The sequence below is a fragment of the Nocardiopsis sp. MT53 genome (assembly GCF_019598965.1).
Taxonomy (GTDB): Bacteria; Actinomycetota; Actinomycetes; order Streptosporangiales; family Streptosporangiaceae; genus Nocardiopsis; species Nocardiopsis changdeensis.
The window spans coordinates 3,687,876-3,713,315 of sequence record NZ_CP080599.1; the positions used below are offsets into that span (position 1 = coordinate 3,687,876).

The 25,440-nt window shown below is 74.7% G+C and carries 23 protein-coding genes; 10 read left to right on the top strand and 13 right to left on the bottom strand.

The window, feature by feature from the left end; translation table 11 throughout:
• Positions 1–95: 95 nt before the first annotated feature.
• The 4 genes from K1J57_RS16465 (at position 96) to K1J57_RS16480 (ending at position 5,092) form a co-directional block, all read left to right on the top strand.
• On the top strand, positions 96–1,106 hold the full coding sequence (locus K1J57_RS16465) for an NADP-dependent oxidoreductase (protein WP_220559449.1): 1,011 nt from the start codon (positions 96–98) through the stop codon (positions 1,104–1,106).
• A 242-nt stretch (positions 1,107–1,348) separates the two neighbouring features.
• The gene (locus K1J57_RS16470) at positions 1,349–2,173 is read left to right on the top strand and encodes an aldo/keto reductase (RefSeq protein ID WP_220559450.1); all 825 of its coding nucleotides are present in this window, start codon (positions 1,349–1,351) and stop codon (positions 2,171–2,173) included.
• Positions 2,174–2,478: 305 nt separating this feature from the next.
• Positions 2,479–3,363, top strand: a complete 885-nt coding sequence (locus tag K1J57_RS16475; protein ID WP_220559451.1) for an alpha/beta fold hydrolase — start codon at positions 2,479–2,481, stop codon at positions 3,361–3,363.
• A 130-nt stretch (positions 3,364–3,493) separates the two neighbouring features.
• Positions 3,494–5,092 (top strand): BCCT family transporter, encoded by a 1,599-nt coding sequence (locus K1J57_RS16480; RefSeq protein WP_220559452.1) that lies wholly within the window; start codon positions 3,494–3,496, stop codon positions 5,090–5,092.
• 24 nt (positions 5,093–5,116) lie between these two features.
• Here K1J57_RS16480 and K1J57_RS16485 read toward each other — a convergent pair whose 3' ends face one another.
• On the bottom strand, positions 5,117–5,941 hold the full coding sequence (locus tag K1J57_RS16485; protein WP_220559453.1) for an aminoglycoside 3'-phosphotransferase: 825 nt from the start codon (positions 5,939–5,941) through the stop codon (positions 5,117–5,119).
• A 293-nt stretch (positions 5,942–6,234) separates the two neighbouring features.
• The gene (locus K1J57_RS16490; protein WP_220559454.1) at positions 6,235–6,885 is read right to left on the bottom strand and encodes a TetR/AcrR family transcriptional regulator; all 651 of its coding nucleotides are present in this window, start codon (positions 6,883–6,885) and stop codon (positions 6,235–6,237) included.
• Positions 6,886–6,979: 94 nt separating this feature from the next.
• Between K1J57_RS16490 and K1J57_RS16495 the strand changes: the two genes are divergently transcribed.
• Together K1J57_RS16495 and K1J57_RS16500 are read left to right on the top strand one after the other, a co-directional pair.
• Positions 6,980–8,185, top strand: a complete 1,206-nt coding sequence (locus K1J57_RS16495) for a DUF418 domain-containing protein (protein ID WP_255646362.1) — start codon at positions 6,980–6,982, stop codon at positions 8,183–8,185.
• A gap of 86 nt (positions 8,186–8,271) precedes the next feature.
• The gene (locus K1J57_RS16500; protein ID WP_220559456.1) at positions 8,272–9,024 is read left to right on the top strand and encodes a nucleotidyltransferase domain-containing protein; all 753 of its coding nucleotides are present in this window, start codon (positions 8,272–8,274) and stop codon (positions 9,022–9,024) included.
• A 377-nt stretch (positions 9,025–9,401) separates the two neighbouring features.
• Here K1J57_RS16500 and K1J57_RS16505 read toward each other — a convergent pair whose 3' ends face one another.
• Positions 9,402–10,364, bottom strand: coding sequence for a GNAT family N-acetyltransferase (locus K1J57_RS16505; RefSeq protein ID WP_220559457.1), 963 nt, complete (start codon positions 10,362–10,364; stop codon positions 9,402–9,404).
• Positions 10,365–10,558: 194 nt separating this feature from the next.
• Positions 10,559–11,767 (bottom strand): benzoate/H(+) symporter BenE family transporter, encoded by a 1,209-nt coding sequence (locus K1J57_RS16510; protein WP_220559458.1) that lies wholly within the window; start codon positions 11,765–11,767, stop codon positions 10,559–10,561.
• 125 nt (positions 11,768–11,892) lie between these two features.
• Here K1J57_RS16510 and K1J57_RS16515 point away from each other — a divergent pair, with 125 nt between their 5' ends.
• The gene (locus tag K1J57_RS16515) at positions 11,893–12,657 is read left to right on the top strand and encodes a class I SAM-dependent methyltransferase (RefSeq protein WP_220559459.1); all 765 of its coding nucleotides are present in this window, start codon (positions 11,893–11,895) and stop codon (positions 12,655–12,657) included.
• On the opposite strand, the gene K1J57_RS16520 is transcribed toward K1J57_RS16515, so the two are convergent.
• Together K1J57_RS16520 and K1J57_RS16525 are read right to left on the bottom strand one after the other, a co-directional pair.
• The gene (locus tag K1J57_RS16520) at positions 12,626–13,090 is read right to left on the bottom strand and encodes a hypothetical protein (protein WP_220559460.1); all 465 of its coding nucleotides are present in this window, start codon (positions 13,088–13,090) and stop codon (positions 12,626–12,628) included. The two genes, K1J57_RS16515 and K1J57_RS16520, sit on opposite strands and share 32 nt — an antisense overlap.
• Positions 13,091–13,102: 12 nt before the next feature.
• Positions 13,103–13,468 (bottom strand): antibiotic biosynthesis monooxygenase, encoded by a 366-nt coding sequence (locus K1J57_RS16525; protein WP_220559461.1) that lies wholly within the window; start codon positions 13,466–13,468, stop codon positions 13,103–13,105.
• Between the two features lie 125 nt (positions 13,469–13,593).
• Here K1J57_RS16525 and K1J57_RS16530 point away from each other — a divergent pair, with 125 nt between their 5' ends.
• The gene (locus tag K1J57_RS16530; RefSeq protein ID WP_220559462.1) at positions 13,594–15,231 is read left to right on the top strand and encodes a hypothetical protein; all 1,638 of its coding nucleotides are present in this window, start codon (positions 13,594–13,596) and stop codon (positions 15,229–15,231) included.
• Between the two features lie 214 nt (positions 15,232–15,445).
• Here the strand turns inward: K1J57_RS16530 and K1J57_RS16535 are convergent, their stop codons facing one another.
• The 3 genes from K1J57_RS16535 to K1J57_RS16545 form a co-directional block, all read right to left on the bottom strand.
• Entirely contained in the window at positions 15,446–16,252 is an 807-nt protein-coding gene (locus tag K1J57_RS16535; protein WP_220559464.1) for an SDR family NAD(P)-dependent oxidoreductase, read from the bottom strand.
• Between the two features lie 83 nt (positions 16,253–16,335).
• Positions 16,336–17,475, bottom strand: coding sequence for an N-methyl-L-tryptophan oxidase (gene solA / locus K1J57_RS16540; RefSeq protein ID WP_370634680.1), 1,140 nt, complete (start codon positions 17,473–17,475; stop codon positions 16,336–16,338).
• A 356-nt stretch (positions 17,476–17,831) separates the two neighbouring features.
• Entirely contained in the window at positions 17,832–19,100 is a 1,269-nt protein-coding gene (locus tag K1J57_RS16545; protein ID WP_220559466.1) for an MFS transporter, read from the bottom strand.
• Positions 19,101–19,460: 360 nt separating this feature from the next.
• Between K1J57_RS16545 and K1J57_RS16550 the strand changes: the two genes are divergently transcribed.
• Entirely contained in the window at positions 19,461–20,141 is a 681-nt protein-coding gene (locus tag K1J57_RS16550; protein WP_220559467.1) for a lytic polysaccharide monooxygenase, read from the top strand.
• 68 nt (positions 20,142–20,209) lie between these two features.
• Here K1J57_RS16550 and K1J57_RS16555 read toward each other — a convergent pair whose 3' ends face one another.
• Both K1J57_RS16555 and K1J57_RS16560 read right to left on the bottom strand, forming a co-directional pair.
• Entirely contained in the window at positions 20,210–20,842 is a 633-nt protein-coding gene (locus tag K1J57_RS16555; RefSeq protein ID WP_220559468.1) for a response regulator transcription factor, read from the bottom strand.
• Positions 20,833–21,948 carry a sensor histidine kinase gene (locus K1J57_RS16560; protein ID WP_220559469.1) on the bottom strand — a complete coding sequence of 372 codons (1,116 nt, stop codon included), beginning with the start codon at positions 21,946–21,948 and terminating at the stop codon, positions 20,833–20,835. The genes K1J57_RS16555 and K1J57_RS16560 overlap by 10 nt, the downstream gene beginning before the upstream one ends.
• A gap of 373 nt (positions 21,949–22,321) precedes the next feature.
• Between K1J57_RS16560 and K1J57_RS16565 the strand changes: the two genes are divergently transcribed.
• Entirely contained in the window at positions 22,322–23,857 is a 1,536-nt protein-coding gene (locus K1J57_RS16565) for a nitrilase-related carbon-nitrogen hydrolase (protein ID WP_255646363.1), read from the top strand.
• Positions 23,858–23,899: 42 nt separating this feature from the next.
• On the opposite strand, the gene K1J57_RS16570 is transcribed toward K1J57_RS16565, so the two are convergent.
• Both K1J57_RS16570 and K1J57_RS16575 read right to left on the bottom strand, forming a co-directional pair.
• A complete protein-coding gene (locus tag K1J57_RS16570) occupies positions 23,900–24,394 on the bottom strand; it encodes a hypothetical protein (protein WP_220559470.1) in 495 nt (164 codons plus the stop codon).
• 142 nt (positions 24,395–24,536) lie between these two features.
• Entirely contained in the window at positions 24,537–25,394 is an 858-nt protein-coding gene (locus K1J57_RS16575) for an SDR family NAD(P)-dependent oxidoreductase (protein ID WP_220559471.1), read from the bottom strand.
• Positions 25,395–25,440 lie beyond the last annotated feature (46 nt).

The following is a 25,440-nucleotide window of genomic DNA, read 5'->3' on the forward strand; positions in this document are numbered from 1 at the left end:
AATACGTGGAGGTACTAGCGTCGGCCACCGGGCCCACCGCCCACCGCGCGGGGCCCGTACCCGTTCCCACGGCAGTCCGTTCGAGAGGTGCCACCGTGTCCGTCACCAGCAGGGAAGTCCACCTGGTCGCCCGCCCGGTCGGGGAGCCCGTCCCCGGCGACTTCGCGCTCGTCGAGACCACCCTGCCCGACCCCGGTCCCGGGCAGGTCCTGATCCGCAACGAGTGGATCTCCGTCGACCCGTACATGCGCGGCCGGATGAACGACACCAAGTCCTACGTCGCCCCCTACCGCCTCGGCGAGGCCATGGAGGGCGGCGCGGTCGGCACGGTCATCGCCTCCGGTGACGACTCGGTTCCGGTCGGCACCACCGTGCTGCACTCGCTGGGTTGGCGCGACCACGCGCTGGCGCCCGCCGGGGCGGTCCGGGCCGTGGACGCCGGGGCCGCGCCCGCCCAGGCCTACCTCAACGCGCTGGGCATGATCGGCTTCACCGCCTACGTCGGCCTCACCGAGATCGCCCCCGTCCGCGAGGGGGACGTGGTGTTCGTCTCCGGCGCCGCCGGGGCGGTCGGCTCCCTCGCCGGGCAGATCGCCCGCCGCCTGGGCGCCGCCAAGGTCATCGGCTCGGCCGGGGGCCCGGAGAAGAAGCGCCGCCTGGTCGAGGAGTTCGGCTACGACGCCGCCATCGACTACCGCGAGGGCCGGCTGGAGGAGCAGCTCGCCCAGGCCGCCCCCGACGGGATCGACGTCTACTTCGACAACGTCGGCGGCGACCACCTGCGGGCGGCCATCGCCGCCGCGCGCGACCACGCCCGCTTCGCCCTGTGCGGGGCGATCTCCCAGTACAACGCCACCGAGCCGGTGCCCGGGCCGGACAACCTGTTCCTCGCCGTGGGCAAGCGGCTCACCCTGCGCGGCTTCATCGTCGGCGACCACGCCCGCCTCATGGGCGAGTACGCCCGCCGCGCCGCCGGGTGGCTGGCCGACGGCGACCTGCGCGCGGAGGAGACCGTGGTGGACGGCATCGAGAACGCCGTCACCGCCTTCCTGGACATGATGCGCGGCGCCAACACCGGCAAGATGCTGGTCCGGCTGGCCCCTTAGGGCGTGTTCGGCGGATCATTCCGGGTCGCGGCCGCCGGGCGGCCTCTCGCCGCGCCGCCTGTGCTCGGACGGCCTACCCCGGGCCGACCTCGCCAGGCGGCTTGCGAGAGATCGCCCGACGACCGCTCCCGGCACCCGGCGCAAGCGCCGGGCCACACGAAAGCATCCACCGAACACGCCCTAGTCTGCTCCCGCCCCCCGCGCCACACCTTCCTCATCCTCGTGACCCCGGAAAGGGACCCATGCAGTACGTCACCCTCAACAACGGCCTCCGCATGCCGCAGCTCGGATTCGGTGTCTGGCAGGTCCCCGACGACCAGGCCCAGGCCTCCGTCGAGACCGCCCTGGAAGTCGGCTACCGCAGCATCGACACCGCCCGCATCTACGACAACGAGGCGGGCACCGGCCGGGCCCTGGCCGCCTCCGGACTGCCCCGCGAGGAGCTGTTCGTCACCACCAAGCTGTGGAACGACGACCAGGGCGCGGACAAGGCCCTCAAGGCGTTCGACGCGAGCCTGGAGCGCCTGGGGCTGGACTACGTCGACCTGTACCTGATCCACTGGCCGGTCCCGGCCCAGGACGCCTACGTCGACACCTGGAAGGTGCTGGAGCGCATCGCCGCCGAGGGCCGCGCCAAGGCGGTCGGCGTGTCCAACTTCACCGAGAAGACCCTGGCCCGCCTGCTGGAGAACACCGACCTGGTGCCCGCGGTCAACCAGATCGAGCTGCACCCGTACTTCTCGCAGGAGGCCATGCGCGGGCTCAACGCCTCCCACGGCATCCTCACCGAGGCCTGGAGCCCGCTCGGCCAGGGCAAGGGCCTGCTGGAGGAGCCCGTGCTGGCGGAGATCGGGGCGAAGCACGGCAAGACCGCCGCCCAGGTCGTGCTGCGCTGGCACCTCCAGACCGGCAACATCGTGATCCCCAAGTCGGTGACCCCGTCCCGCATCGCGGAGAACTTCGACGTGTTCGATTTCGCACTGGAGGGTGACGACCTGGACAGGATCGGCGCCCTGGACCGCGACGGCCGCATCGGGCCGGACCCGGACGGGTTCAACGTCGTCTGACCCCGGCGTGCGGAGGGCGCTCCCGGCGGGCGGGGGCGCCCTCCGGCGTTCCCCGCGGCGGTGGCCGGTGCCGGTCACCCCCGGGCCGCGCCCTCCCCGCCGCCGCCCGTTCTTCCGGGAGGAACGGGTCGAAAGCGCTCGGGAGCGGACACATTCCGCGCATCGGAGAAGATCGCGGAACGCCTTCCCGCGGCCGCTCCCGCCCCCGAGGTGGCACGGGGCCGACGGGAGGCGTACAGTCCTCTTTTGGCGCGCCGGGCAGCAGACCGGCGAACAGCACTCTCCCTACGCGAAATCCCAGATCCATGACCGTCGTTCCTTCGCGCACCGCGCGTGTCTACCGCTCCGAGAGCGCCGAGCGTTCGGTACACGCCTGGTGCCACAAAGCCCTCAGCCGCTGGCCCGAACTCGGCCCCCTGCCCCCCGTGGACACCCGCATGGGCAGCACCCAGGCGTTCCGGTCCACCGGCGGCCCCGGGACGCCGGTCCTGATCCTGTCCGGCACCAACTTCAACGCCGCCACCACGGTGCCCGCGGCCCGCGCACTGTCCGCGGACCGCCCCGTGTACCTGGTGGACCTGCCCGGGCAGCCCGGCCTCAGCTGCGGCGAACGCGTCGGCAGGCCGGGGATCGAGGCGTACGGGGCCTGGTTCGACGAGCTCCTGCCGCAGATCACCGACCGGCCGGTCATCGTGCTCGGCCACTCCCGGGGCGCCGCCATCGCGCTGGCCTCCACCCCGTCGCCGCTGGTCGCCGGGCTGCTGCTGCTCAACCCGGCCGGGCTGACCGCGCCCGGGATGACCTCCGAGTCGATGCGGGCCACCCTGCCGTGGATGCTCCGCCCTACCGAGCAGAACAGCGGGCGCCTCGTCGAGTTCCTCAGCGGGCCGCAGACGCCCTGCGAGGAGCACCGCGAGGAGGCCGAGTGGCTCACCCTGCTCGCGCGCAGCTGCCGCACCGGGTCCACGCCCAGCCCGCTGTACGCGGAGCAGATCCGTGCCTGGTCCGACACGCCCGTCGCGGTCGCGACCGGGTCGCACGACCCGTTCTTCTCGCCGGCGCGCCTGCACGGGCCCGCCCGGCGCTTCCTGGACGCCGAGGTCCACACCATCGAGGGCGCCGGCCACCTGTCCCTGTACGAGAACCCCGAGCAGGTCTGCGGGCTGCTGCGCTCGCTCGACGGCGCCTGACGGCCCCGCACGCCGACCGCGGGCGGCCCCCGGGGGCGACCCCGGAACCGTCCGCGGCCGTGTCCCGGCCCGCATCGGAGGGCCGGAGCGGCAAGACTCTCCGTGAGGAAGCCATCACGGGGAGGCGCATATGCTCGACAGGGCGGCGAAAGCCCTCGGTCTCAGGACCGATCCGGTCATCTTCTTCGGCGCGGTCGCGGCGACGGTCCTGTTCGTGGTGTGCGCCATCGCCTTCACCGACACGGTGGACGCGGTCTTCGGCGCCGTGTCCGACTGGATCCTCACCCACCTGGGATGGTTCTACATCCTGGGGGTGACCACCTTCCTGGGCTTCCTCGTCTGGATCGCCCTGAGCAGGTACGGCCGCGTCCGGCTCGGCGGCGACGACAGCCGGCCCGACTACAGCGACCCCGTCTGGTTCTGCATGCTCTTCGCCGCCGGCATCGGCAGCATCCTCATGTTCTGGGGTGTGGCGGAGCCCATCAGCCACTTCGCCGAGCCGCCGCTGCGCGACGTGGAACCGGAGTCGGTGCAGGCGGCGAGCGAGGCCATGGGGTTCACCCTCTACCACTTCGGCCTGCACACCTGGACGATCTTCTGCCTGCCGGGGCTCGCCTTCGCCTACTTCGCGTACCGCAAGGGGCTGCCGTTCCGGGTGAGCTCGATCCTGTACCCGTTCCTGGGGAGGCGCACCTTCGGGCCCCTCGGGCGCTTCATCGACGCGTTCGCCGTCCTGGGCACGCTCTTCGGGGTCGCCGTCACCATCGGCCTGGGCACCATGCAGATCAACAGCGGACTGCACACGCTCTTCGGGGTCCCGGAGAACAGGGCCGTCCAGCTCGTCCTCATCGCGTCCGTGACGACCCTCGCGGTGATCTCCGTGGCCACCGGCCTGGACGTCGGCATCAAGTGGCTGTCCACCGCGAACATCGTGATGGCCGTGGGACTGCTCGTCTTCGTCTTCCTCGCCGGCGCCAGCCTGTACCTCGTCAAGGGGGTCATCGAGACCACCGGCGTGTACCTGTCGTGGCTGGTCCCGCTCTCCTTCTGGAACGACACCTTCGGCGACACGGGGTGGCAGGGGACGTGGACGGTCTTCTACTGGGCGTGGACGATCACCTGGTCGCCGTTCGTGGGGATCTTCGTCGCCCGCATCTCCCGGGGCCGGACCATCCGGGAGTTCGTCCTGGGGGTCCTGGCCGTGCCCACCGCCTTCAGCATCATCTGGTTCGGCGTCTTCGGCCTGTCGGCGTTCGACATCGAGATGAACCAGGGCGGGGAGCTGGTCCGCAACGTCGTGGTGGAGGAGGACATCCCCGGCGCGCTGTTCGCCTTCCTCGCCCACTACCCCCTGCCGACCCTCGTCTCCGCGGCGAGCATCCTCATCGTGGTCGTCTTCTTCACCACCTCCTCGGACTCCGCCTCGCTCGTGGTCGACATGCTGTGCGCGGGCGGGCCCGAGTCGCCCGTCCGCCAGCGGGTGTTCTGGGGCGTCACGGAGGGGGTGGTGGCCGCCACCGTGCTCACCGCGAGCGGGGTGGGCGGGCTGGAGGCCCTGCAGCAGACGATCATCGTCTTCGGGCTGCCGTTCTTCGTCCTCACGTTCTTCATGATGGTCGGCCTGGTGCGCAGCCTGCGCCGGGAGCCGGAGAGCGCCTTCCGCAGGCGCCCGCCGCACGGCGGGGAGCCCGGGGAGGAGAAGAGGGAGGCCGGAGCGGACGGGCCCTAGCCGTACGGGCGGGGCGCCGCCGGCTCACTCCGGCCAGAAGAAGTCGTCCAGGACCCGGTACAGCTCCAGCAGCCCCGGGTCGACCAGGTCGCGGCCGTAGGCGTCCAGGAAGGCCTCCGCGTCGCGCGGCCCGAACGACGGGTTGAGATCGCTCAGCATGCTGCCCGTCATGTCCGCCAGGTCCAGGTGGCGGTCGCCCACGCCCACCCGGCCCAGGTCGATGAGGGACCACCCGCCCTCCCCGTCCACCAGGACGTTGGGCAGGCAGTAGTCGCCGTGCAGCAGGACCGGCCCGGACACCGGGATCCGCTCCAGGCGGTCGGCCAGCGCGGCCAGCACCTCCGCCGCCCCCGACGCGCGCCGCCCGTTGCCCCCGGGGACCCGCGGGGTGTGGCCCTGCGCCCGCCAGCCGCGGTCCACGGCGCCCGACGCCACCCGCTCGCGCGCCTGCTCCAGCAGCACGTCCGGGCCCATCGGGAGCGGTAGCCCCGCCGCCGGGACGGCGTGCAGGTCGCGCAGCGCCCGGGCCAGCAGGGCGATCAGCTCCGCGCGGTCGTGCCTCGGCTCGTGGGCGCCCCGGCCGGGGAGGTGCTCCATGGTCAGCCAGTACGAGCCCCGCCACCGCCCGGAGTCCAACAGCCGGGGGACCGGCAGCCGCGTGCCGGCCAGCAGGCGCAGCCGCCGCTCGGTGCCGACCAGCTCGGCCACCAGGTCGCGGCGGCCCGCGTCCGCCGACTTGAACACCGCCGTCGGCCGCCCCGCGACGTACAGGCGGGCGACCCGGGCCCCGGACAGGCCCACGTCGATCTCCTCGACCCGGTCGGCGGCGACACCCGGCGGCAGTGACATGCCCGGCAGCCTAGCCGCACGCCCGGCCCCGCCCCACCGGTTTTCCCGCCGCCGGGCCCGTGCAGCGGGACGGCGGCATGTCCGGTGCCCCTGCCGGGCGGCCGATGCTGTTCCCACCGGTTCTCCGCGGCCGCCGGGTCCGTGCAGCGGCGTCCGCCACGGCCGCCGTCTGCGGGAGCCCGCTCCGCGCGGTGCGACCCCGGCGGGGCGGCGTGTCCGGTGCCGCGGCCGGATGGCCGGTGGCGATTCCGCCGGCTCTCCGCTTTCGCCGGGCCGCCCCGAGTGCGGCGCGGCTAGGGTGTGCGGCTCGGGCGGGGGTCCGCGCCGACGGCGGGCAGGATCACCTCGTCGACGACCTGGGCGAGGTGGTCGCGGTCGGGCGCCCGGCCGTGGTCGATCGAGTACTTGAGGACCATCGCCTCCCCGATGTCGGTGGTCACGTCGGTGACCCGGGCCGGGTCGATCCGGCCCTGCTCGGCGTAGTGCATCAGGACGGTGCGGGTGAACCGCCCGCCCCGGGGGCCGAACACCTCGTCGTCGAACCGCTCGTGCAGCACCGGGTCGCGCAGGGACTCGGCGATCACCGCGAACATCGCCTGTCCCAGGGGGGACGAGCTCAGCTCGGTCAGCATCGCCAGCGAGTCGATGAGGTCCCCGCGCAGGTCGTCGGCGCCCGGGGCGGGCCGCTCCTGCGGGAAGTGGCTGTACATCGCGTCCAGCAGGATGTCCGTGGGCAGGGACCAGCGCCGGTACAGGGAGGTCTTGGCGGTGCCCGCCCGGCGGGCGATCCCCTCCATGGACAGCCCGCCCACGCCGTTGTCCGCCGCCTCCAGGATCGCGGCCTCGTGGATGGCGCCGACGAGCTGCTCGCCGCGCCTGCGTGTACGCCGCGGGGAGGACTCCCCGTCCGATGGCGCGGCCGAATCCTCGTTCCGGTTGTCCACAGGGCTTCCCAACTAAGAAACGATGCCGTATCTTAAAAACGCGTACTGGCTACGTACCCGTATCTTAGCGTCCGACCTTCCCGGAGTGATCCCTATGCCCCCTCCTCGTACCTACGGCGTCCCGCTGACGGGACGGGCCGTGGCCCCCGACCTCGCCCGCGGCGTGATGCTGCTGATCATCGCCGTCGTGCACGCCCACATCCTGTGGCAGATGACCGCCGGGGGCCACTCCGCGGGAGTGGCCGACACCGTGACGACGATGGCGCTGATGCTGTTCGCCGAGGCGCGCGGCTACCCGATGTTCGCCGCCCTGTTCGGATACGGGCTGGCCTGGATCCACCTGCGGCGGACGGCCGAAGGTCGGCCCTGGCCACGCGTGCGCTCCCTGGTGCGCAGACGCGGCCGCTGGATGCTGCTCATCGGGGTGCTGCACACCGCGCTGCTCTTCTTCGGCGACATCATCGCCGTCTACGGTCTCATCGCGCTGTGCTTCGCGGGTCTGCTGCACGTCACCGACCGGAGGCTGCTCTCCCACGCGTTCGGCTGGATGGCGGGCGGTTCCCTGGTCTACGCGCTGGGCACCACCCTGCCCGAGGCCACCTCCGCCGACGCCAGCGTGTTCGGCCAGGACTACCTGGCGGACGTGGGGATGCGGCTGATGACCTGGCCGGTGATGACCCCGCTGCTGCTGTTGACCTCGGTGTTCCCGTTCGCGATCGGGGTGTGGGCCGCCCGGCGCCGGGTCATGGAGCGGCCGCAGGAGCACCTGGCGCTGCTGCGCCGGACCGCCGGGATCGGCATCCCGCTCGCCGTTCTGGGCGGGCTTCCCCAGGCGCTGGTGTCCGCCGGCCTGTGGGCGCCGTCGTCGACGGCGGTGGAGGGCCTGGGGGCCTGGCTGCACGTGCTCACGGGATACGCGGGCGGGTTCGGCTACGCGGCGCTCATCGCCCTGGTGGCGGTGCGGTTCGGCGAGCGGCAGGGGCCGGTGGTCCGCGCCCTGGTCGCCACCGGGCAGCGGTCGATGACCTGCTACCTGCTGCAGTCGGTGGCCTGGATGACGCTGTTCATGCCGTACACGCTGAACCTGGGCGCCGAGCTGTCCGCCACCGCCTCGGTCCTGGTGGGCGTCGCCGTCTGGGCGACGACCGTGGTCCTGGCGGACCTGATGCGGCGCACCGGGGTGCGGGGGCCGGCCGAGCGGTTCCTGCGGTGGCGGACCTACGGCCCGGAGCGCGAGCAGCCGGCCGGAGACCCCGGGGGTCACGGCGACCGACCATCCGCACAGCCGTCGGTGCGCTGAACCACCACCACCGCCTCCCGAGTCCGGGGTGAAGGCCGTGTCACCCTCCCGGAGCCCGGGTTCCGGGAGGGTGGGAGCATGGCGGGATGGGACGTTCTGACGACATCTTCCTCAAGGACACGGCGGCCCGGCTGGGCGGGCTGACCGGGGTGCGGGCGGTGGCCCTGGGCGGGTCGCGTGCGCAGGGGACGCACCGGGACGACAGCGACTGGGACCTGGCGGTCTACTACCGCGGGGAGTTCGACCCGCGGGAGCTGCGGGAGCTCGGCTGGCCCGGTGAGGTATCGGAGGTCGGCGGCTGGGGTGGGGGTGTGTTCAACGGCGGCGCGTGGCTGCGCATCGACGGCCGCCCGGTGGACGTGCACTACCGGGACCTGGACGTGGTGGAGCGGGAGGTCGAGCGGGCGCAGGCCGGCGACTTCGACGTGGAGCCCCTGCTGTTCCACCTGGCGGGCATCCCCACCTACCTGGTGGTCGCCGAGCTCGCCCTGGGCCGGACCCTCCTGGGCGAACTGCCCCGGCCGGACTACCCGCAGGCCCTGCGCCGGAACGCGCCGCCCCGCTGGCGCGGGGTCGCCGCGGCCACCCTCGGGTACGCCGAGCACAACCACGCCCCGCAGGGGCGGGTGAGCCAGACCGCGGGCCTCATCGCGCAGGCGGCCGCCCAGACGGCGCACGCGGTGCTGGCCGGGCGCGGCGAGTGGACGACCAACGACAAGGCCCTGCTGGCCAGGGCCGGGTTGGAGGAGATCGACCTGGTCATCGCCGGGATGACCGCCGACCCCCAGGACCTGGTGGCGGCCGTCGCCGAGGCCGGACGGGTCTTCGCCACGGCGTGAGCGAAGACCGCGGCGCGGCGTCCCAGGCGGTGCCACCTGGCGCCGACCGAGCTTTGAGCGTGCCTCTGCGTCGGCGTGGCCGAGCCCCGGCCGCGTCCGAGCGCGGCGTGGTCACCGGCGGACCCGGGACGTGTTCTCCCTGCCCCGCGACCGCCGGGCCTCGTCGGGCGACATCGCCGTGCTCGCCGTGGGGCGGTGCTGGTACCGCCGGGTCTGCCGGGCCTCGTCGGGCGACACCGCCGTGCTCGCCGTGCGGCGGTGCCGGTGCAGCCGACACCGCCGGGAACGGCACGACGTCCCGGGCGGTGTCGCCCGGGGAGGGGCGACCGGTCGGCCGACGCAGGGCGCCGGCCGATCGGAGGCCCCGGCGGCCGCGCCTACAGGGGCGCGTCCCACACCATGTCGACGACCCCGCTGATGGTGGCGTACCCCGCCCGGGCGAAGGCCGCGGCCATGGGGGTGTTCCCCAGGTCCGTGGCGGCCCGCGCGTACGTCTCGCCGCCCTCCTCGACCAGCACCCGGGTGCCCTCGGCCAGCAGGTCGTCGATGTACCCGTTGCCCCGGTACTCGGGCAGCACCGCGATGTACCCGATGATCGGGTGCTTGGCGTTGCGGGCGGGCAGCACGAACCCGACCGGTTCCCCGTCGGGCCCGGTGGCGATCCGCCACCAGGACCGCGGCGTGGAGTAGCGCCCGAACTCTTGGGCGAACTCGCCCGAGACGACCTCCTCGGGGGTCATGGTCAGCAGCTCGTGCCGGTGGTGGGCGTCCAGGCTGCCCTGCAGCGCCCGCTCCATCAGCTCCCGCATCTCCTGCTCGTCCCGGATGCCCCGGAAGCGCAGCCGGTCGCCGGGGCGCGGCGCGGAGTCCCCCAGGTCCCACTGGAAGCGGAGCCGCTCCACGAGCAGGGAGCCGCCGGTCTTCTCCACGGCGGCCATCCGCTCGGCCACGGCCCGCCGCTCGTGCGGGTCGGAGCGCCAGTCGGCGGACACGAACCGCAGGAACTCGGGCGGTACCGTCCCCGGCGGGACGGTGGCGGCCAGCGCCGTGCGCAGCAGGTGTTCGAGGACGGCCTCCCGGTCCAGGCCGGAGGCCTCGTCGTCGACGTCGAGGACGTCGGTCAGCAGGGGTTCGTCGCCCTGCTTCGCCGCCCAGAAGGACAGCCGGGCCACCGGGCGGTCGCCGGCCAGGGCCAGCCACATCCATGCGGCGCGGCGGCGGCCGTCGGCCAGGTCCTCGGCGAATTCGTCGTTCAACAGGTAGGGGAACCGGTTGAACAGAGACAGTTCTTCGGGTCCGGTGATCGGACGGACGGTCAGGTCGGATACTGCAACAGTCAAGGCGACACCTTCGTGTGTGCGCCCGACCGCCCGGAGGCGGGCCGCGTGAGCCCTATCGGTTCCCCCGGGAGGCCACGAGCGCGATGTGCACGGTGGACATGGCCCGGCCTCCTCTCGTTCTCGGACCCCGGTTCACCGTTCGTACCGGGGCGCGTAATTTCTACCGGTCGCGTGCCGGGGAGCGCAACCGTCTTTCACGCGGCCTCCGCCTCCTCGTCGGTCCGCGCGCCCCGCCGCGCGGTGACCGCCCAGGTCACCGTTCCGGCGACCAGCCCCCAGAACGCCGAGCCGATGCCCAGGAACGTGACCCCCGACGCCGTCGCAAGGAACGTCACCAGCGCGGCCTCCCGCGACCGCTCGTCCGACAGCGCCGACGACAGCGACCCCCCGATCGTGCCGAGCAGGCCGAGCCCGGCGATGGCCGCGATCAGCGCCGGGGGCAGCGCCACCAGCAGCGCCGCGACGGTCGCCCCGAACACGCCGACGACCAGGTAGAAGACGCCCGCCCACACCCCGGCGAGGAACCGCCGCTCCCGGTCGGGGTGGGCCTGGGGCCCCGTGCAGATCGCGGCGGTGATCGCCGCCAGGTTCATGCCGAAGCAGCCGAACGGCGCCAGCACCAGGTTGGTCGCCCCGGTCCACCCGATCAGCGGCGAGACCGGCACCCGGTAGCCGTCGTTGCGCAGCACCGCCACCCCGGGCAGGTTCTGCGACGCCATCGTCACCACGAACAGCGGCACCCCCACGCTCACCAGCACCTGCCAGGAGAACTCGGGGACGACCAGCACCGGGACCGCGAGCCGGGGGACCACCCCCGACAGGTCCAGCGTTCCGCCCAGGGCCGCCACGGCGCCCCCGGCGACCAGCGCGGCGGGCACCGCGTACCGAGGCGCCCAGCGGCGGGCCGCCAGGTACACCGCGAACATCGCGGCCACCACGGCGAGGTCGCCCTCCATGCTCGTGAACAGGCCGATCCCGAACTGCAGCAGCACCCCGGCCAGCAGTCCGGCGGCCAACGGCACGGGGATGCGGTCCATGACCTTCTCGAACCAGCCGGTCACCCCGCTCAGCGTGATCAGCGCGGCCGAGAACACGAACGCGCCGACCGCCTGCGCCAGCGTCACACCGTCCAGGCCCACCGCCAGCAGCGCGGCGCCGGGCGTGGACCAGGCGGTGACCACGGGCGCCCGGTAGCGCAGGGACAGGCCCACGCAGGTGACGGCCATGCCCACGCCCAGGGCGAGCATCCACGACGCGACCTGCCCGGAGTCGGCCCCGGCGGCCTCCGCGGCGGTGAACACGATGGCCGCGGAACTCGTCACCCCGACCAGCACGGCGACCAGCCCGGCGGTGACGGCGGGCAGGGGGGTGACGGAACCGGCGAACCGGAGCAGAGTCCTCATGGGGGTCCATCCTGGCGAGTCCGCTCCGACGCACCCGCGGCGGGGTGGCCCCATCACCGGATGACATGCCGCCGCCCGCGGAAAACCGGCTGGCCGCGGACGGTCCCGGATGTGAACATGCCTCCATGAGCACCTTCGACGACCTGGTGGCCGAGGCCGCCGACGCACCCGTGGCCGGGTGGGACTTCTCCTGGCTGGACGGCCGCGCCACAGAACAGCGCCCCTCCTGGGGCTACCACCGCCTGGTGGCCGAACGCATGGCGCGGGCGAGTGCCGCCCTGGACGTGCAGACCGGGGGAGGGGAGCTCCTGGCGGGTGTCCCGCGCAGGCCGCCGCTGACGGTCGCCACCGAAGGGTGGCCGCCCAACGTCGCCCGGGCCACCCGGCTGCTGCACCCCCTGGGCGCGGTGGTGGTCGCCGCGGCCGACACCGATCCCCTGCCGTTCGGGGACGACGCCTTCGACCTGGTGGTCTCCCGCCACCCGGTGGCCGCGAACTGGCCCGAGATCGCCCGGGTGCTCGCCCCGGGCGGCACCTACCTGTCCCAGGAGGTCGGCCCGGCGAGCGTGTTCGAGGTGGTGGAGTTCTTCCTCGGCCCCCAGCCGGAGGAGGTCCGGGCGAACCGCAGCCCCGACCACGCCGGCCGCGCCGCCGAGGCGGCGGGGCTGGAGGTGGTGGACCTGCGGTTGGAGGAGCTGCACACCGAGTTCTTCGACGTCGGCGCGGTGGTCTACTTCCTGCGCAAGGTCGTGTGGATGGTCCCGGACTTCACGGTGGAGAAGTACCTCGACCGGCTGCGCGCCATGCACGACCACATCGAACGCGAGGGCTCCTTCACCGCCACCACGACCCGCTTCCTCATCGAGGCCCGGGCCCCGCGGAACCCCTGACCGCGAGCCGTCCGCGCAGCCCCCGCCGCAGCCGTGCGGAGGCCCCGCGCAGGGCTCCGAGCGCCGCGACCCCGTCCGGGTCCACCCGGGGGTTCCCGGCCAGGGCGAGCGCGGCGCCGTAGGGCCGGGCACCCGCTGACAGGGATGCGGCGACGGCCCGCAGGACGGCGCCGAGCACCTCGCCGTCGGCCCCGGGGTGCTCGGCCAACAGGCGCAGCAACCGGTGGTGGTTCCACTCGTCCGACCGGGCGTGTGCCAGCAGCGCCAGTGCGTCCGCCGGTGTGCGCCGGTTCTCCGCGAGGGCCTGCCACACGAACGGATAGGGCGTGGCCGCCAGGCGGCGCAGCTCGGCGGGATCACGGGAGCCGCGCGCCGCCGCCAAGTGGTCGGAGGGGGAGGTGCCCGCGCGGGGCGGGCACCCGGGGACGGTCACGCCCCGGCCCCGTCACCCCTCGTCCTTCGCCGAGACGCGCTGGATCACCTCGAAGCCCCACAGCTCGCTGCCGGTCGCGGCGGGACCGCCGTGCCCGTGGCCATGGCCGTGCCCGTGCCCGGTGCGGCCCGCGTCGGCGGCGGCCTGGGCGTGCCCCTGACGGAACTCCCGGCTCTTCAGCCAGTTCTCGAAGTCCTCCTGGGACCGCCACCGGGTGTACACCAGGTACTTGTCGGTGCCCTCCACCGGGCGCAGCAGCTGGAACTCCTCGAACCCGGGCTGCCCCTCCACCAGGCCCGCGCGGTTCGCGAACCGTTCCTCCAGCGTGGCCCCGGCACCCTCCGGGACGGTCAGGACGTTGAACTTGACGACGCTCACGCGGCACCTCCACGGTTGTCGGCGATCTGTACGCCCAACCTACGGCCATCCGCCCCCGCCCCCGCGCCGCCCCCGCCGGTGTACGTTGGCCGACGCCCCTGCACCCCGGACCACCGAGGATCTCCATGGCCTTCCACCGCCCCGGCCGCGCCGGGGACCTGCCCCCGCTGCCCGACCTGTGGGCGCGCGCCGCCCTGCTGGCGGCCCTGTCCCCGGGCACCCGGTACACCGCGGACGAGGACGGTGTCATCCGCTTCGACGACCACGGCGGAAGCCGCTGGGAGCTGGTCCCGGTGGCGGGCGGCCGAGCCGTTCTCACGGGCACGGAACGCTCCTGCGACGAGCACCTCTACATGGGCGTGGACCCGCTGGACGGCGCCCCCGGCTGGCTGCCCTGGGCCTGGCTGGCCGACAACGAGGCCGAACGCCCGCCGGGCCTCGCCTACTGGTGGGACGGCGCCGTCTGGGACCGGGTCGCCTACGACGACCGGGTGGAGGACGACGGCCTGTCCCGCCTGCTCGGGGACCTGGCCGACGACGCGGCCGTCCGGGCGAGGATCGCGGCCGGGCTCGGGCTCCCCGCGGGCCCCGACCCGGAACCGGACGCCCTGGCCGCCGACCTGTCGGCCCGGGCCCGGACCGCTGGGATCACCGGGGATGTGGTCGAGCGCGCCCTGGCCCTGTACGCCCGTCGCCCCGGGTACCGCGGCGGGCTCGACGCCCCGACGGCCCTGTCCACGGCCGCCCGGCTCGGGCTGACCCCCGGGAGCACCCCTCCCGCCCTCCCCGCGGGTTCCGCGGCCCCGGTCCGGACGCGCCTGCTGGAGGACTACGAGGCGATGGTCTCCCTGCGGCTGGGCGACGACCTGCGCCGCCGCGCGGAGATCCCCGGCCGTCCGGTCCCCGGGCCCTCGCCCGCTCTGGACGCCCTGGTCGCCTGGACGCGCGCGAACGCGCCCGGCGGCACCGCCGTCCTCCTCCACGAGCGGATCGGCCGGAACTGGGGCTTCGCCGTGAGCGGCCCCGAGCCGCTGGCCCGGCGCTCGCCGCTCACCGAGCCCATGACCCTGCTCAACGCCCTCTACGAGGCGGAACTCCACCCCGAGCACGGCGGCTGGTGCTTCCTGCGCCTGGAGGTCGGCCCCGCCGGGGCCTGCGTGCTCCGGGCGTACGACCACTGGCCCTCCTGGTTCCCCGCCGACGGCCGCGGCTGGGAACCCGCGAGCGCGCAGGCGGCGGGGAGCACGTTCTTGCGGGACCTGGAGCGGCGCGCCCCGGCCTGGCGCCACCCCCTCGATGAGCGGCACCGGGGGAACGACCTGCCCGACGGCCTGGAGACCGCCCCGGGCGGGGCCTGGATCCCCCTGGCCCCCGGGGAGCGCGAGACGCTGGAGGCGCAGGTCGCCGCCGCCTTCGCGGAGGGGGCCGCGGGCGCCGGCGTCCGGGGGTTCGCGGTGCTGCTGGGCGGACGCGTCGGGGTGCACGCTGTGGCCGGGGGCGCCCGCCGCCTCACCGTTCCCGCCCGTGTCTCCGCGCCCCTGGCGCGACTGCGCCGCGGCATGTACGAGCCCGGGACAGGCACGTGGTTCCGTGCCGATGTCACCGTGGAGCCGGACGGGGCGTACACCTTCTCCTACGACCGCGACTCCGAGCCGGGCTTCGGGCGCAGGACCCACGACGGGCACTACGTCCTGGACTTCCGCTGCTTCCCCCGCGCCCCCGAGCACATCCCCGACTGGTGGCGGCGACGGCTCGGGTCCTGAGGGGACCGGTCACCGCCGGAGGGTCCGGCCCTCCGGCGGAGCGTACTGGTCGTGGTTCCGTCCTGTGGCGTTCTCGTGGTCGCCTGCCGCCTCGCGCCCTGCCTCGCAGCCGATTCTCCGGCGTCCCGCTTTCAACCCGCTTACCGTTCTCCGGAGAGGTCGCGCGGTCCCCCGGCGCGGCGGCACGGCGCGGCGCCCCGGACGGGCGCCCGGCTCACCGCAGGCCGTGCCTACGGGCGACCATGCCCAGGACCACCGAGCGCGGCATCAGCCGCCGCAGCGCGAACACCAGCGGCGCGTTGCTGCCCACCGCGTACAGCGGCCGCGGCCGGGCGTCCTCGATCGCCCGCAGGACGGTGCGGGACACCGTCTCCGCGGGGATGCCCGCCGCCTCGTTGGCGTTGAGCGCGGCCAGCATGGTGCGGTAGTCGCCGGTGTAGGGGGAGCCCTCGCGCAGGTACTGGGTGCGCCGCTCGCTGATGCCGGTGTTGATGGAACCGGGCTCCACGGTGGCCACCCCGATCCCGTACGGGGAGACCTCGCGGCGCAGCGCGTCCGCGAACCCCTTGATCGCGGCCTTGGACGCCACGTACGAGGACCGGTGCGCCAGCGGGAAGCTGGCCAGCATCGACCCGACCATGACCACCCGCCCGTACCGGCGCGCGCGCATCCCCGGCAGCAGCAGCTGGGTGAGCCGCACCGCACCGAACACGTTGAGGCGGAACAGCCGTTCCAGGGCGTCCATGGGCAGCTCCTCCAGCGGCCCGCTCTGGCTCTCGCCCGCGTTGTTGACCAGCACGTCCACGTCCCCGGCCGCCGCGGCGCAGGCCGCGATGGAGTCCGCGTCGGTCAGGTCCAGCGCCAGGTACTCCACCCCGGCCACGGGGTCGGCGACCGCCTCGGGCCTGCGGCTCGTCCCGTACACGCGGTACCCGCGCCGGACCAGGTCGGCGGCGACGGCACGGCCGATGCCGGAGGAGGCGCCGGTGACGAGCGCGGTCCGCCGGGTGGTGTTCTGCATTCGGGGGTCCTTCCGGGGGTGGGACGGGGAGGGTGCGCTCGCGCCGCGCTGGGGGAGATGATCGCACGGCCCCCTCCCGCGGGTCACGGCCGCCCGGTGTCCCAGCGGTGCGGGTCGAACATGGAGACCGGCACCGCGGTCGCACCGTCCCGCGCCAGGTCGGCCAGGGCCGTGCCCACGGCGGAGGCGAACTTGTACCCGTGCCCGGAGAACCCCCCGGCGACCACCAGGCCGGGCAGGTCGCGGTGGCGGCCGATGACGAAGTGCTCGTCGGAGGTCATCGTGTACATGCACGCCGCCATGCGCTCGGGCAGCGGCTCGACACCGCGCAGCCCGGCGGTGAGTTCGCCGAGGCGGCGGGCGTCGTCCGCGTCGGGGGCGCGCGGACCCGCGTCGGGGTCGACGGGCTCGCCCCACTGGGACCCGGGACGGTGCGGGGCGCCGGGGGCCTCGGCGTGCACGCCGATCTTCACGGTGCGCCCGTCCAGGCTCGGGAAGCCGTACCAGAGGGTGCCGTCGGGCTCGTCGCGGGCGAAGACCGGGCCCGCGGCGTGCGGCGGGGCGTCCCCGGTGAGCCGGAACCAGCCCAGCACCCGCCGCTCCACCCGGATACCGCCGCCGAGCCCGGCCAGGGAGGGCAGCAGGGTCGGCAGCCACGCCCCGGCGGTCACGACCACCCGCCGGGCGCGGATCTCGGTGTCGCCGGCGAACACGCGGGGGCGGTCGGGGTCGGGCTCGATCCGGGTGACGGCGGTGCCGGTCATCACGCGGGCCCCGTGGGCGCGGGCCAGCCGCACCGCGGCCAGGATCGCCGCCTCGGGGAGGACGGCTCCGCCCTCCTCCTCGAAGACGCCCTCCTCGCCGGGGCGCACCGCGTGCTGGGGGAAGCGTTCGGCCAGGCCGGCGCCGGACAGGTGCTCCACGGCGAGCCCGTGCCGGGCGGCCGCGGCCAGCGAGCCGGCCACCGCCGCGCTGTCGGGGGCGCCCAGCATGAGCGCCCCGGTGCGGTGGACGAGCCGCTCCCCGGAGGCCTCCTCCAGTTCGGCCCAGGCCCGCCAGGCGGCCCGCACGAACGGGACGTACTCCTCGCCCTCCAGGTAGGCGGTGCGGATGATGCGGGACTCGCCGTGGCTGGAGCCGCGGTCGTGGCCGGGGGCGAACCGCTCGACCCCGACGGCGTCGACCCCCTGCCGGGCCAGTCTCCACAGGGTCTGGGCACCCATCGCTCCCAGACCGACGACGACGGTGTCGGTCTCCACCGGGTTCGCCACGTTCGCCCCTTCCACCTCGGATGGCACCCATCATCCCAGGACCGGATGGAACGGACGCCCGCCCCGGCGAGGAGGCGGGCGTCCTGCGGAGCCGGGGAACGGTCTCCGGGGGTGAAAGGGGAAAGGGAAAGGAAGGGGTGCGATCGGGGGTTCGGGAGCGCTCCCAATCGTGCCGTGAGCGGGTTGGTGAAAGGACGGACAATGGCACGCCGCCGGGCCTTCCGCGCCGGTGCCCGGTGGGTTCCGGCGGCGTGCCAGAAAAGTAACCCGCCAATGGTGATATGTAAACACCATATGAACGACTTATTTCAGGAACGCCGTCCCGAATTCCCCGCCGCCGGCTCCGCGTCGGCCGCGCCCAGGGGCCGCCAGGCCACCGCCGCCAGCACGCCCACCGCGGCCGCCGCCACCCAGAACGGCGCCAGTAGTCCCAGCGTCTGGGCCAGCGCCCCGCCGAGCACCGCGCCCAGCGCCGCCCCGCCCAGGTCGGCCCACCGGTACACCCCGGCCGCCCGGCCCAGCAGGCCGTCGGGTGTGACCGACTGCCGTACGGTCACCGCGGCCGTCCCCCACACCACCGCGTGCACGCCGAACAGGGCCATGACCGCCCCGGCCGCCCACGGGCTCGCGACCAGGGCCAGCGCCGCGTAGGTCGCCGCCTCCAGTACCAACCCCCAGCGCAGCAGGAACGCGCGCCCCACCCGGGGCTCCCAGAACCCGTACACCCGCGAGCCCACCACCCCGCCGACGGCGCCGGCCGCGATGAACAGGCCGAACCCGGCCTCCGACAGCCCCAGGTGCTCGCGGGCGTACAGCACCCAGATCGAGAACGCGCCCACCCCGGTCAGGTTCATGACGAGGATGCAGCCGGTCAGCGTGCGCAGCACCGGGACGCCGCCGACGAACACCAGGCCCCCGAGCGTGTCCGCCCACAGGCCGCCGCCGTTGCGGCGTTCGGGTTCCGGGGTCCGCGGCCGCACCGACAGGCGCAGCACGACCAGCCCGGCCACGGCGTAGGCGAGGGCGTCGAACCCGAACGGCAGCGCCCACAGCACGGCGAACAGCGCCGCGCCCAGCGGCGGCCCCAGCAGTTGGTTGTTGAGCGAGAACGTCAGCGCCAGCCGGGCGTTGGCCCTGCCCAGCAGCTCCCTGGGGACCACCGAGGGGACCAGGGCACCGTAGGCGGTGTCGGCCAGGGTCTCGCCCACGCCGAGGGCGAACACCGCCGCGTACACCGTCCACAGGTGGGCCCCGCCGGTCAGCACGGCCAGGGCCAGCAGCGCGAGCACCGCGCCCCGGGCCAGGTCGGCGGCGACCAGCACCGACCGCCGGGGGAGCCGGTCGACCAGGGCGCCGGCGAAGGGGGAGAACAGCAGGTGCGGCGCGGTCTGCACGGCCGCGGCGCCCGCCACGGCCAGGGGGGAGGGCGCCACGGAGGCGACGAGCAGGGGGCCGGCGGCCAGCAGCGCGCCGTCGCCGAGGTTGGTCAGGGCCGACGCCCGCCACAGGAGGGTGAAGTCGCGGCCCAGGGGAGGGCGTCCGGCGCGCGTGCGGCGGAACGGGAACAACGATGACACGGGGACTCCCGAGACACGGAGGGAAGAGAACACGCATGTGCCTTCCGCCCGGCCGTGTCCGGGGACACCGGGCACCGCGGACCGCCGGCGCGCCCCGGGCGGGGGCGCCGGTGGCGGCCCCGGGGCCGTCAGCGGCGGGTCGGCTCCCCGGCCGCGGCGGTGCGGAGGGCTCGTCGTCCGGAGTGCTCGTTCATGCGGCCCCTTCCCGTCGGGATGTCGTCCCGGCACCTTAACCCCGGCCGGCACCCGGCGGCGAGGGAATTCCGGAGCGCTGTGTTTCGGGGCGGATCCGGTGGGTAACAATCGGCGTGGGAGCGCTCCCCGTCGTGTGGCCACCCGGCCGAGACCGACGGAGACGCAATGAACGAGAACACCGCAACGACCACCGCCCGCCCCCGCCTCCCCCTGGCGGCCCGGGCCCTGACGCTGGCGGCACTGCCCCTGCTCGCCCTCACCGCCACGGCCGCGCCCGCCTCCGCGCACGGTTCCGTGGTCGACCCCGCCTCCCGCAACTACGGCTGCTTCGAGCGCTGGGGCGACGACCACCTCAACCCCGGCATGGCGCAGGAAGACCCCATGTGCTGGCAGGCGTGGCAGGACAACCCCAACGCCATGTGGAACTGGAACGGGCTGTACCGCGACAACGTCGGCGGAGACCACCGCGGCCAGGTGCCCGACGGCACCCTGTGCAGCGGCGGCAACACCGAGGGCGGCCGCTACGACTCCCTCGACACGCCCGGCGCCTGGAAGACCACCCCGGTGGAGGACGACTTCACCATCCACCTGTACGACCAGGCGTCGCACGGGGCGGACTACTTCCAGGTGTACGTCACCCGCCAGGGCTTCGACCCGACCACGCAGGCCCCCGGCTGGGACGACCTGGAACTGGTCGAGCAGACCGGCCAGTACCCGCCCGGCAACGACTACCTGATCGACGTCAGCACCTCGGGGTACACCGGCCACCACATCGTCTACACGATTTGGAAGGCCTCCCACCAGGACCAGGTGTACTACCTGTGCAGTGACGTGGACTTCGGCTGATCCCCTCCGCCGGAGCGCCCTCTCGGGCGGGCGGCCCGCCGGGTCCCGGAACACCCGGCGGGCCGCCGTCAGGCGCCCAGGTGGCGCAGGATCGCCAGCACACGGCGGTTGTAGCCCGGCGTCGCGGCCAGCCCGAACTTCTCGAAGATCGCGTTGGCGTGCTTCTCCACCGCGCTCACCGAGACGAACAGCCGCTCGGCGATCGCCGGGTTGGTGTGCCCCTGCGCCATCAGCTCCAGCACCGAGCGCTCCCGCTCGGTCAGCCCGCCCCCCTCGCCGCCGGCCAGCAGCTGCCGGACGACCTCGGGGTCGAAGGACGCCCCGCCCGCGCCCACCCGCTCCAGCGCGTCGAGGAAGCCGTCCACCTCCATCACCCGGTCCTTGAGCAGGTAGCCGACCCCGCCGGTGTTCTCTGTGAACAGCCGGGTCGCGTACCGCCGCTCCACGTACTGGGACAGCACCAGCACCCCGATCCCCGGGCGCTCCCGGCGCAGCCGCACCGCCGCCCGCAGGCCCTCGTCGGTGTGCGTCGGCGGCATGCGCACGTCGGCCACGACCACGTCGGGCTCCTCCTCGGCGACCGCCGCGAGCAGCGCCTCGGCGTCCCCGACGGAGGCGATCACCCGGTGGCCCTCGTCCTCCAGCAGCCGCACCAGGCCCTCGCGCAGCAGCGCGGAGTCCTCGGCCACGATCACCCGCACGGCAGCACCGCCGTCACGGTCGTCGGTCCGCCGACCGGGCTGTCCACGGCCAGGCTCCCGTCCAGCGCGCCCACCCGGCCCGCCAGGCCGGACAGTCCCGTCCCCGACGGGTCGGCCCCGCCCGCCCCGTCATCGCTCACCCGGACCACCAACGCGTTCCCCTCACTCTCGACGTGCACGTCCACCCGGGTCGCCCCGGCGTGCTTGACCGTGTTGGTGACCGCCTCGGCCACCACGAAGTAGGCCGCGGTCTCCACCGCCGGCGGGATCTCCGCCGGAACCCGGCAGGACACCCGGATCGGCAGCTCCGACCGGGCGGCCAGCCCGTCCAGGGCCGCGGCCAGCCCGGACTCGGCCAGCACCGCCGGGTACACCCGCCAGGCGACCTCCTTGAGGTCGCGGATCGCGTTGCCCATCTCCCGGTGGGCCTGCTCCACCAGTTCCCGGCCGCGCGCGGAGCCGGGGTCGCGCCGGGCCCGGCCCAGGGCCATGCCCACCAGGACCAGCCGCTGCTGGAGGCCGTCGTGCAGGTCGCGCTCGATCCGGCGGCGCTCCCGGTCCACGGCGGTGACCACCCCGGCCCGGGACGCGGTGAGCTCGGCGACCCGCTCCCGGAGCAGGTCCTGGCGGCTGGGGCCCAGCAGCCGGCGCGCGAGCCAGCGCTCGGTGCCCACCAGTCCCACGATCCCCTGCACGCTCAAGTACACCAGGGCCAGCCCGAACGGGACGACCGCCACCGGATTGCCGTCCAGCACCGCCAGGGGGGAGAGCGCCAGGTAGACCCCCGACGGCAGGAAGAACCCCAGCACCAGCCCGCCGAACAGCCCCACCGGGCAGCGCACCGCCAGGTACGCCGACACGCGCAGCGGCCCGGGCTCGCCCACGATCTCGATCCCGAACAGGGCGGCCAGGCGCCACCGTTCGGCCCGCTCCAACGGCCGCAGCAGCCGGTGCAGCCACCGCCGCCCGGGCCGGGCGGCGGCCAGCGGCAGCAGGACGAGCAGCGGCACCAGCGCCGCGGCCTCCACCACCGCGGACGCCGCGCCCAGGGCGGTGCCCGCCACGGCCCGCGCCCAGACGCGCGCCGACCGGTCCTCGCCGCCCATGGGTCCTCCTCCTCGTCGGTCCTCGCCCCGCGGATGTGCCCGGGCCCTCCCCGGCGCGGGCACCGGGCCGCAGGGGCGTCCGCGGGGCACGTCCTGGAGCATGCCCGGTGGATGCCTTCGAGCGTTTCGGCGCTTGCGCCGAATGCCGGGAGCGGCCGCGACCCGGAATGATCCGCGGAGCACGCCCTAGGACGGTAGCCGCCCCCGGGGCCGCACCGGTACTGCGGGACTCCGCAGTTCGGGCCGCGGGATCCCGTAGGGACCGGGCGGGATCCCCCATGGGAACGGGGGAGCGCGCGGCGTAGCGTTTGCGGAGCCCCGGCCGGGCCGCACCGCACCATCCGATCCGAAGACCCGATCCGAAGGGAGATCCGTGGACTCCGCATCCGTGCGCCGCGCGATCCTTTGGGCGGCCGGGACCCTCCTGTCCGTCTTCGCCATGCAGGCGGCCTGGGACATCGCCCTGCTCGCCTGGCTCTACCCCGTCCTGCTGCTCCGCTCCATCCGCTCGTTCGGCCCCCTCGCCGCGTTCGGCGTCGCCCTGGCCTCCACCGCCGTCTCCACGACGGTCTGGCTGGCCCTGGCCGACCTGCTGTCCCCGCCCTTCCTCCCGATCGCCCTCGTCCTGGCCCTGGTCCACGCCGTCCCCTACACCCTCGACCGGCTCCTGTACCTCCGTGTCGGCCGGTGGGCGAGCGCGGTCTTCCCGGCCGCCGTGGTCACGGTGGAGTTCGCGGTCGCCTCGGTCACGCCCTTCGGCACGATCCAGGGGGTCCTGGGCGCCACCCAGGCCGAGAACACGGCGCTGATCCAGGTGTCCTCACTGACCGGGGTGTACGGGGTGAGCCTCCTGATCGCGTGGACCGCCTCGGCCGCCGCCCTGCTGTGGGAGCGCGGAGCGGCCGACCGGTCCTCCCGGAACGCCGCGGTCGCCGCCGTCTCGGCGGTCGTCCTGGTCACCGCGCTGGGCGGGGCGCGCCTGGTGTTCTCCCCGCTCCCCGACGACACGGTGCGCGTCGCCGGGGTCAGCGCCTCCCAGGCCGCCTGGGAGGAGCTCCGGCCGACCTTCCACGAGTACGACTCCCTGGAGGCCTTGCTCGCCGCCGACCGCGCCGAGATGCGCGCACGCTTCGCCGCCGTCAACGACGACCTGCTCGCCGCCACCGGACGCGAGGCCGAGGCGGGCGCCGAGGTCGTGGTCTGGGCGGAGTCGGCGGCCTTCACCATGGAGTCCGACCGCGACCTGCTCGTGGAGGACATCGCCCGGGTCGCCCGCCGGCACGGCGTGTACGTGAACGCGGGGATGTCGGTCTACACCGAGGAGGCGCCGCACCTGCGCAACCAGATGGTCCTCGTCGACCCCGCCGGGACCGTGCTGTGGACCTATGACAAGAGCCACCCGATCCCGATCCTGGAGCCGTACGAGCCCGGCGACGGCCGGGTGCCCGTGGCGGACACGCCCGCTGGGCGGCTGGCCACGGTCATCTGCTACGACGGGGACTTCCCGGGCACGGTCCGGCAGGCGGGCGCGGCGGGGGCGGACATCCTGCTCGTGGGCGCCAACACCTGGGAGGGGATCAAGGAGATGCACGCGCGCAACGCGGTGTTCCGCGCGGTGGAGAACGGGGTGTCGCTGGTCCGCCAGGCGAGCCGGGGCCGGGCCAACGCGGTGGACCCGCTGGGGCGGACCCTGGCGACGGTGGACTACTACACCGCCGAACGGCAGCTCCTGGTGGCCCACGTCCCCCGGGAGGGGGTCCCCACGGTGTACGCGCGGGTGGGGGACGTCTTCGCGTGGCTGTGCGCGGCGGCCCTGCTCGCGCTGGCCGCGGCGGCGGTGCGCGCCCGGTACGGCCCGGGGCCCGTCCGGGCCGCGCGAGGCGGTCCGGAGCGTCCCGGACGGGGATAGCGGGACGCGCCCTGCCCGGCGGGGGTGCCGGGCAGGACGTCGTCAGCCGCCCTCGCCCATGAGGCGGTCGCGGGCGGCGTCGGTGACGGCGCCGCCCGGGTCCTCCACGAACCCGCCGACGGCACCGGCCTGGTCCTGGAAGCCCTGGACGGCCTCGCCCGCCTCGCCGAACGCGGCCTCGCCGTAGCCCTGGGCGGTCTCGGCGGCCCCGCCGAGGACCTCTTCGCCGTACCCCTGGGCGGCCTCGCCGTAGCCCTGCGCGGTCTCGGCGGCCCCGCCGAGGACCTCCTCGCCGTAGCCCTGAGCGGCCTCGCCGTACCCCTGGGCGGTCTCGGCGGCCCCGCCGAGGACCTCCTCGCCGTACCCCTGGGCCGCCTCCCCGTACCCCTGCGCGGTCTCGCCGTAGCCCTGCGCGGTCTCACCGAACCCCTGCGCGGCCTCGCCGTACCCCTGGACGGTGTCCGTGACCCCCTGGACGGCCTCCTCGGCCGCCCCGCCGAACATGCCCTTGAACCACTCCACGACACTGTCGAACATCGACACGCTCCTTCTCGGTTCTCTGACCCTTACCCGGGCGCCCTACCCCCGCACTGTAAGCCACGGGTAAGGGGCACGAGTGCCGTCTGGGCGAAGCGGCAGGCCCTGTGTCCCAAGGGATGGAGCACGCCGGTGATGGCGGTCACACGTGCCGTTCCCGCTCCGGGGGACCGCCGTCCAACGGCAGCGCCCGGGTGAGGGCGTACAGCCCGGCGGCCGCTCCGGGGTCGAAGGCGGGGCCGGACAGGTCCAACCGGGTGTTCCGGCGGAACGCGGAGACCGGTTCGGCCGGGGGCGCGTCCAGCAGCCGGGCCAGGTCCGCGGCCGCCGCCTCCGGGGATCTCGCCAGGACCCGGGCCAGCACCCGGGTGAGCAGCCGTTGCGGCGCGGGCAGCGGGTCGGCCATGCCGGTGCGCACGAACCCGGGGTTGTAGAGGACGTACCGGGTGCGCGCCCCCGGGTGGCGGGCGGGGAAGTCCGCCCCCAGCAGGTCGTTGCAGCGCGAACCCTGCATGGCCGCGCGCATCCCGGTGTACCCCCGGGTCAGCTGGAGGTCGTCCCAGTGCACGCGCCCCGGCAGTCCGCCGGGGCCGGCGATGTTGAGGATCACCGGCGCCTCCCCGCGTTCGAGCAGGTCGACCAGTCCGTGGCCGAGCACGGACCGGCTCAGGTAGGTCAGGGCGAAGGTGGCCTCCAGGCCGTCGGCGGTCTCCTCGCGGACGGGGCGGAACCGCTGCGCGCCGAAGACGAGCCCGTCGAGCCGGTCGGCGCGCTCGCGCACACCCGCCAGCGCCGCGTTCATCCCGGCGACGGTGCTCAGGTCGGCGCGCAGGAAGTCGACCCGGTCGCCCGCCCCCGCCTCCCGGGCCCGGTCGAGGAGCGCTCGCCCGCCCGCCTCCCCACTGGCCAGGGCCAGGACCCGGTCCCCGCGGCGGGCCAGCAGCAGGCCCAGGGCCCGGCCCATCCCGTTGGTCCCTCCGGTGATGGCGTACACCCGCATACCGTTTCCCCGTCCGATCAAGTCATCAGATGATGACAAAGGCTAG

Excerpts from the sequence above, each read along its gene's own strand:
- K1J57_RS16470 (WP_220559450.1), top strand. The coding sequence starts at position 1,349 with ATGCAGTACGTCACCCTCAACAACGGCCTCCGCATGCCGCAGCTCGGA.
- K1J57_RS16475 (WP_220559451.1), top strand. The coding sequence starts at position 2,479 with ATGACCGTCGTTCCTTCGCGCACCGCGCGTGTCTACCGCTCCGAGAGC.
- K1J57_RS16480 (WP_220559452.1), top strand. The coding sequence starts at position 3,494 with ATGCTCGACAGGGCGGCGAAAGCCCTCGGTCTCAGGACCGATCCGGTC.
- K1J57_RS16485 (WP_220559453.1), bottom strand. The coding sequence starts at position 5,941 with ATGTCACTGCCGCCGGGTGTCGCCGCCGACCGGGTCGAGGAGATCGAC.
- K1J57_RS16495 (WP_255646362.1), top strand. The coding sequence starts at position 6,980 with ATGCCCCCTCCTCGTACCTACGGCGTCCCGCTGACGGGACGGGCCGTG.
- K1J57_RS16500 (WP_220559456.1), top strand. The coding sequence starts at position 8,272 with ATGGGACGTTCTGACGACATCTTCCTCAAGGACACGGCGGCCCGGCTG.
- K1J57_RS16510 (WP_220559458.1), bottom strand. The coding sequence starts at position 11,767 with ATGAGGACTCTGCTCCGGTTCGCCGGTTCCGTCACCCCCCTGCCCGCC.
- K1J57_RS16515 (WP_220559459.1), top strand. The coding sequence starts at position 11,893 with ATGAGCACCTTCGACGACCTGGTGGCCGAGGCCGCCGACGCACCCGTG.
- K1J57_RS16530 (WP_220559462.1), top strand. The coding sequence starts at position 13,594 with ATGGCCTTCCACCGCCCCGGCCGCGCCGGGGACCTGCCCCCGCTGCCC.
- K1J57_RS16535 (WP_220559464.1), bottom strand. The coding sequence starts at position 16,252 with ATGCAGAACACCACCCGGCGGACCGCGCTCGTCACCGGCGCCTCCTCC.
- solA (WP_370634680.1), bottom strand. The coding sequence starts at position 17,475 with ATGGGTGCCCAGACCCTGTGGAGACTGGCCCGGCAGGGGGTCGACGCC.
- K1J57_RS16550 (WP_220559467.1), top strand. The coding sequence starts at position 19,461 with ATGAACGAGAACACCGCAACGACCACCGCCCGCCCCCGCCTCCCCCTG.
- K1J57_RS16560 (WP_220559469.1), bottom strand. The coding sequence starts at position 21,948 with ATGGGCGGCGAGGACCGGTCGGCGCGCGTCTGGGCGCGGGCCGTGGCG.
- K1J57_RS16570 (WP_220559470.1), bottom strand. The coding sequence starts at position 24,394 with ATGTTCGACAGTGTCGTGGAGTGGTTCAAGGGCATGTTCGGCGGGGCG.
- K1J57_RS16575 (WP_220559471.1), bottom strand. The coding sequence starts at position 25,394 with ATGCGGGTGTACGCCATCACCGGAGGGACCAACGGGATGGGCCGGGCC.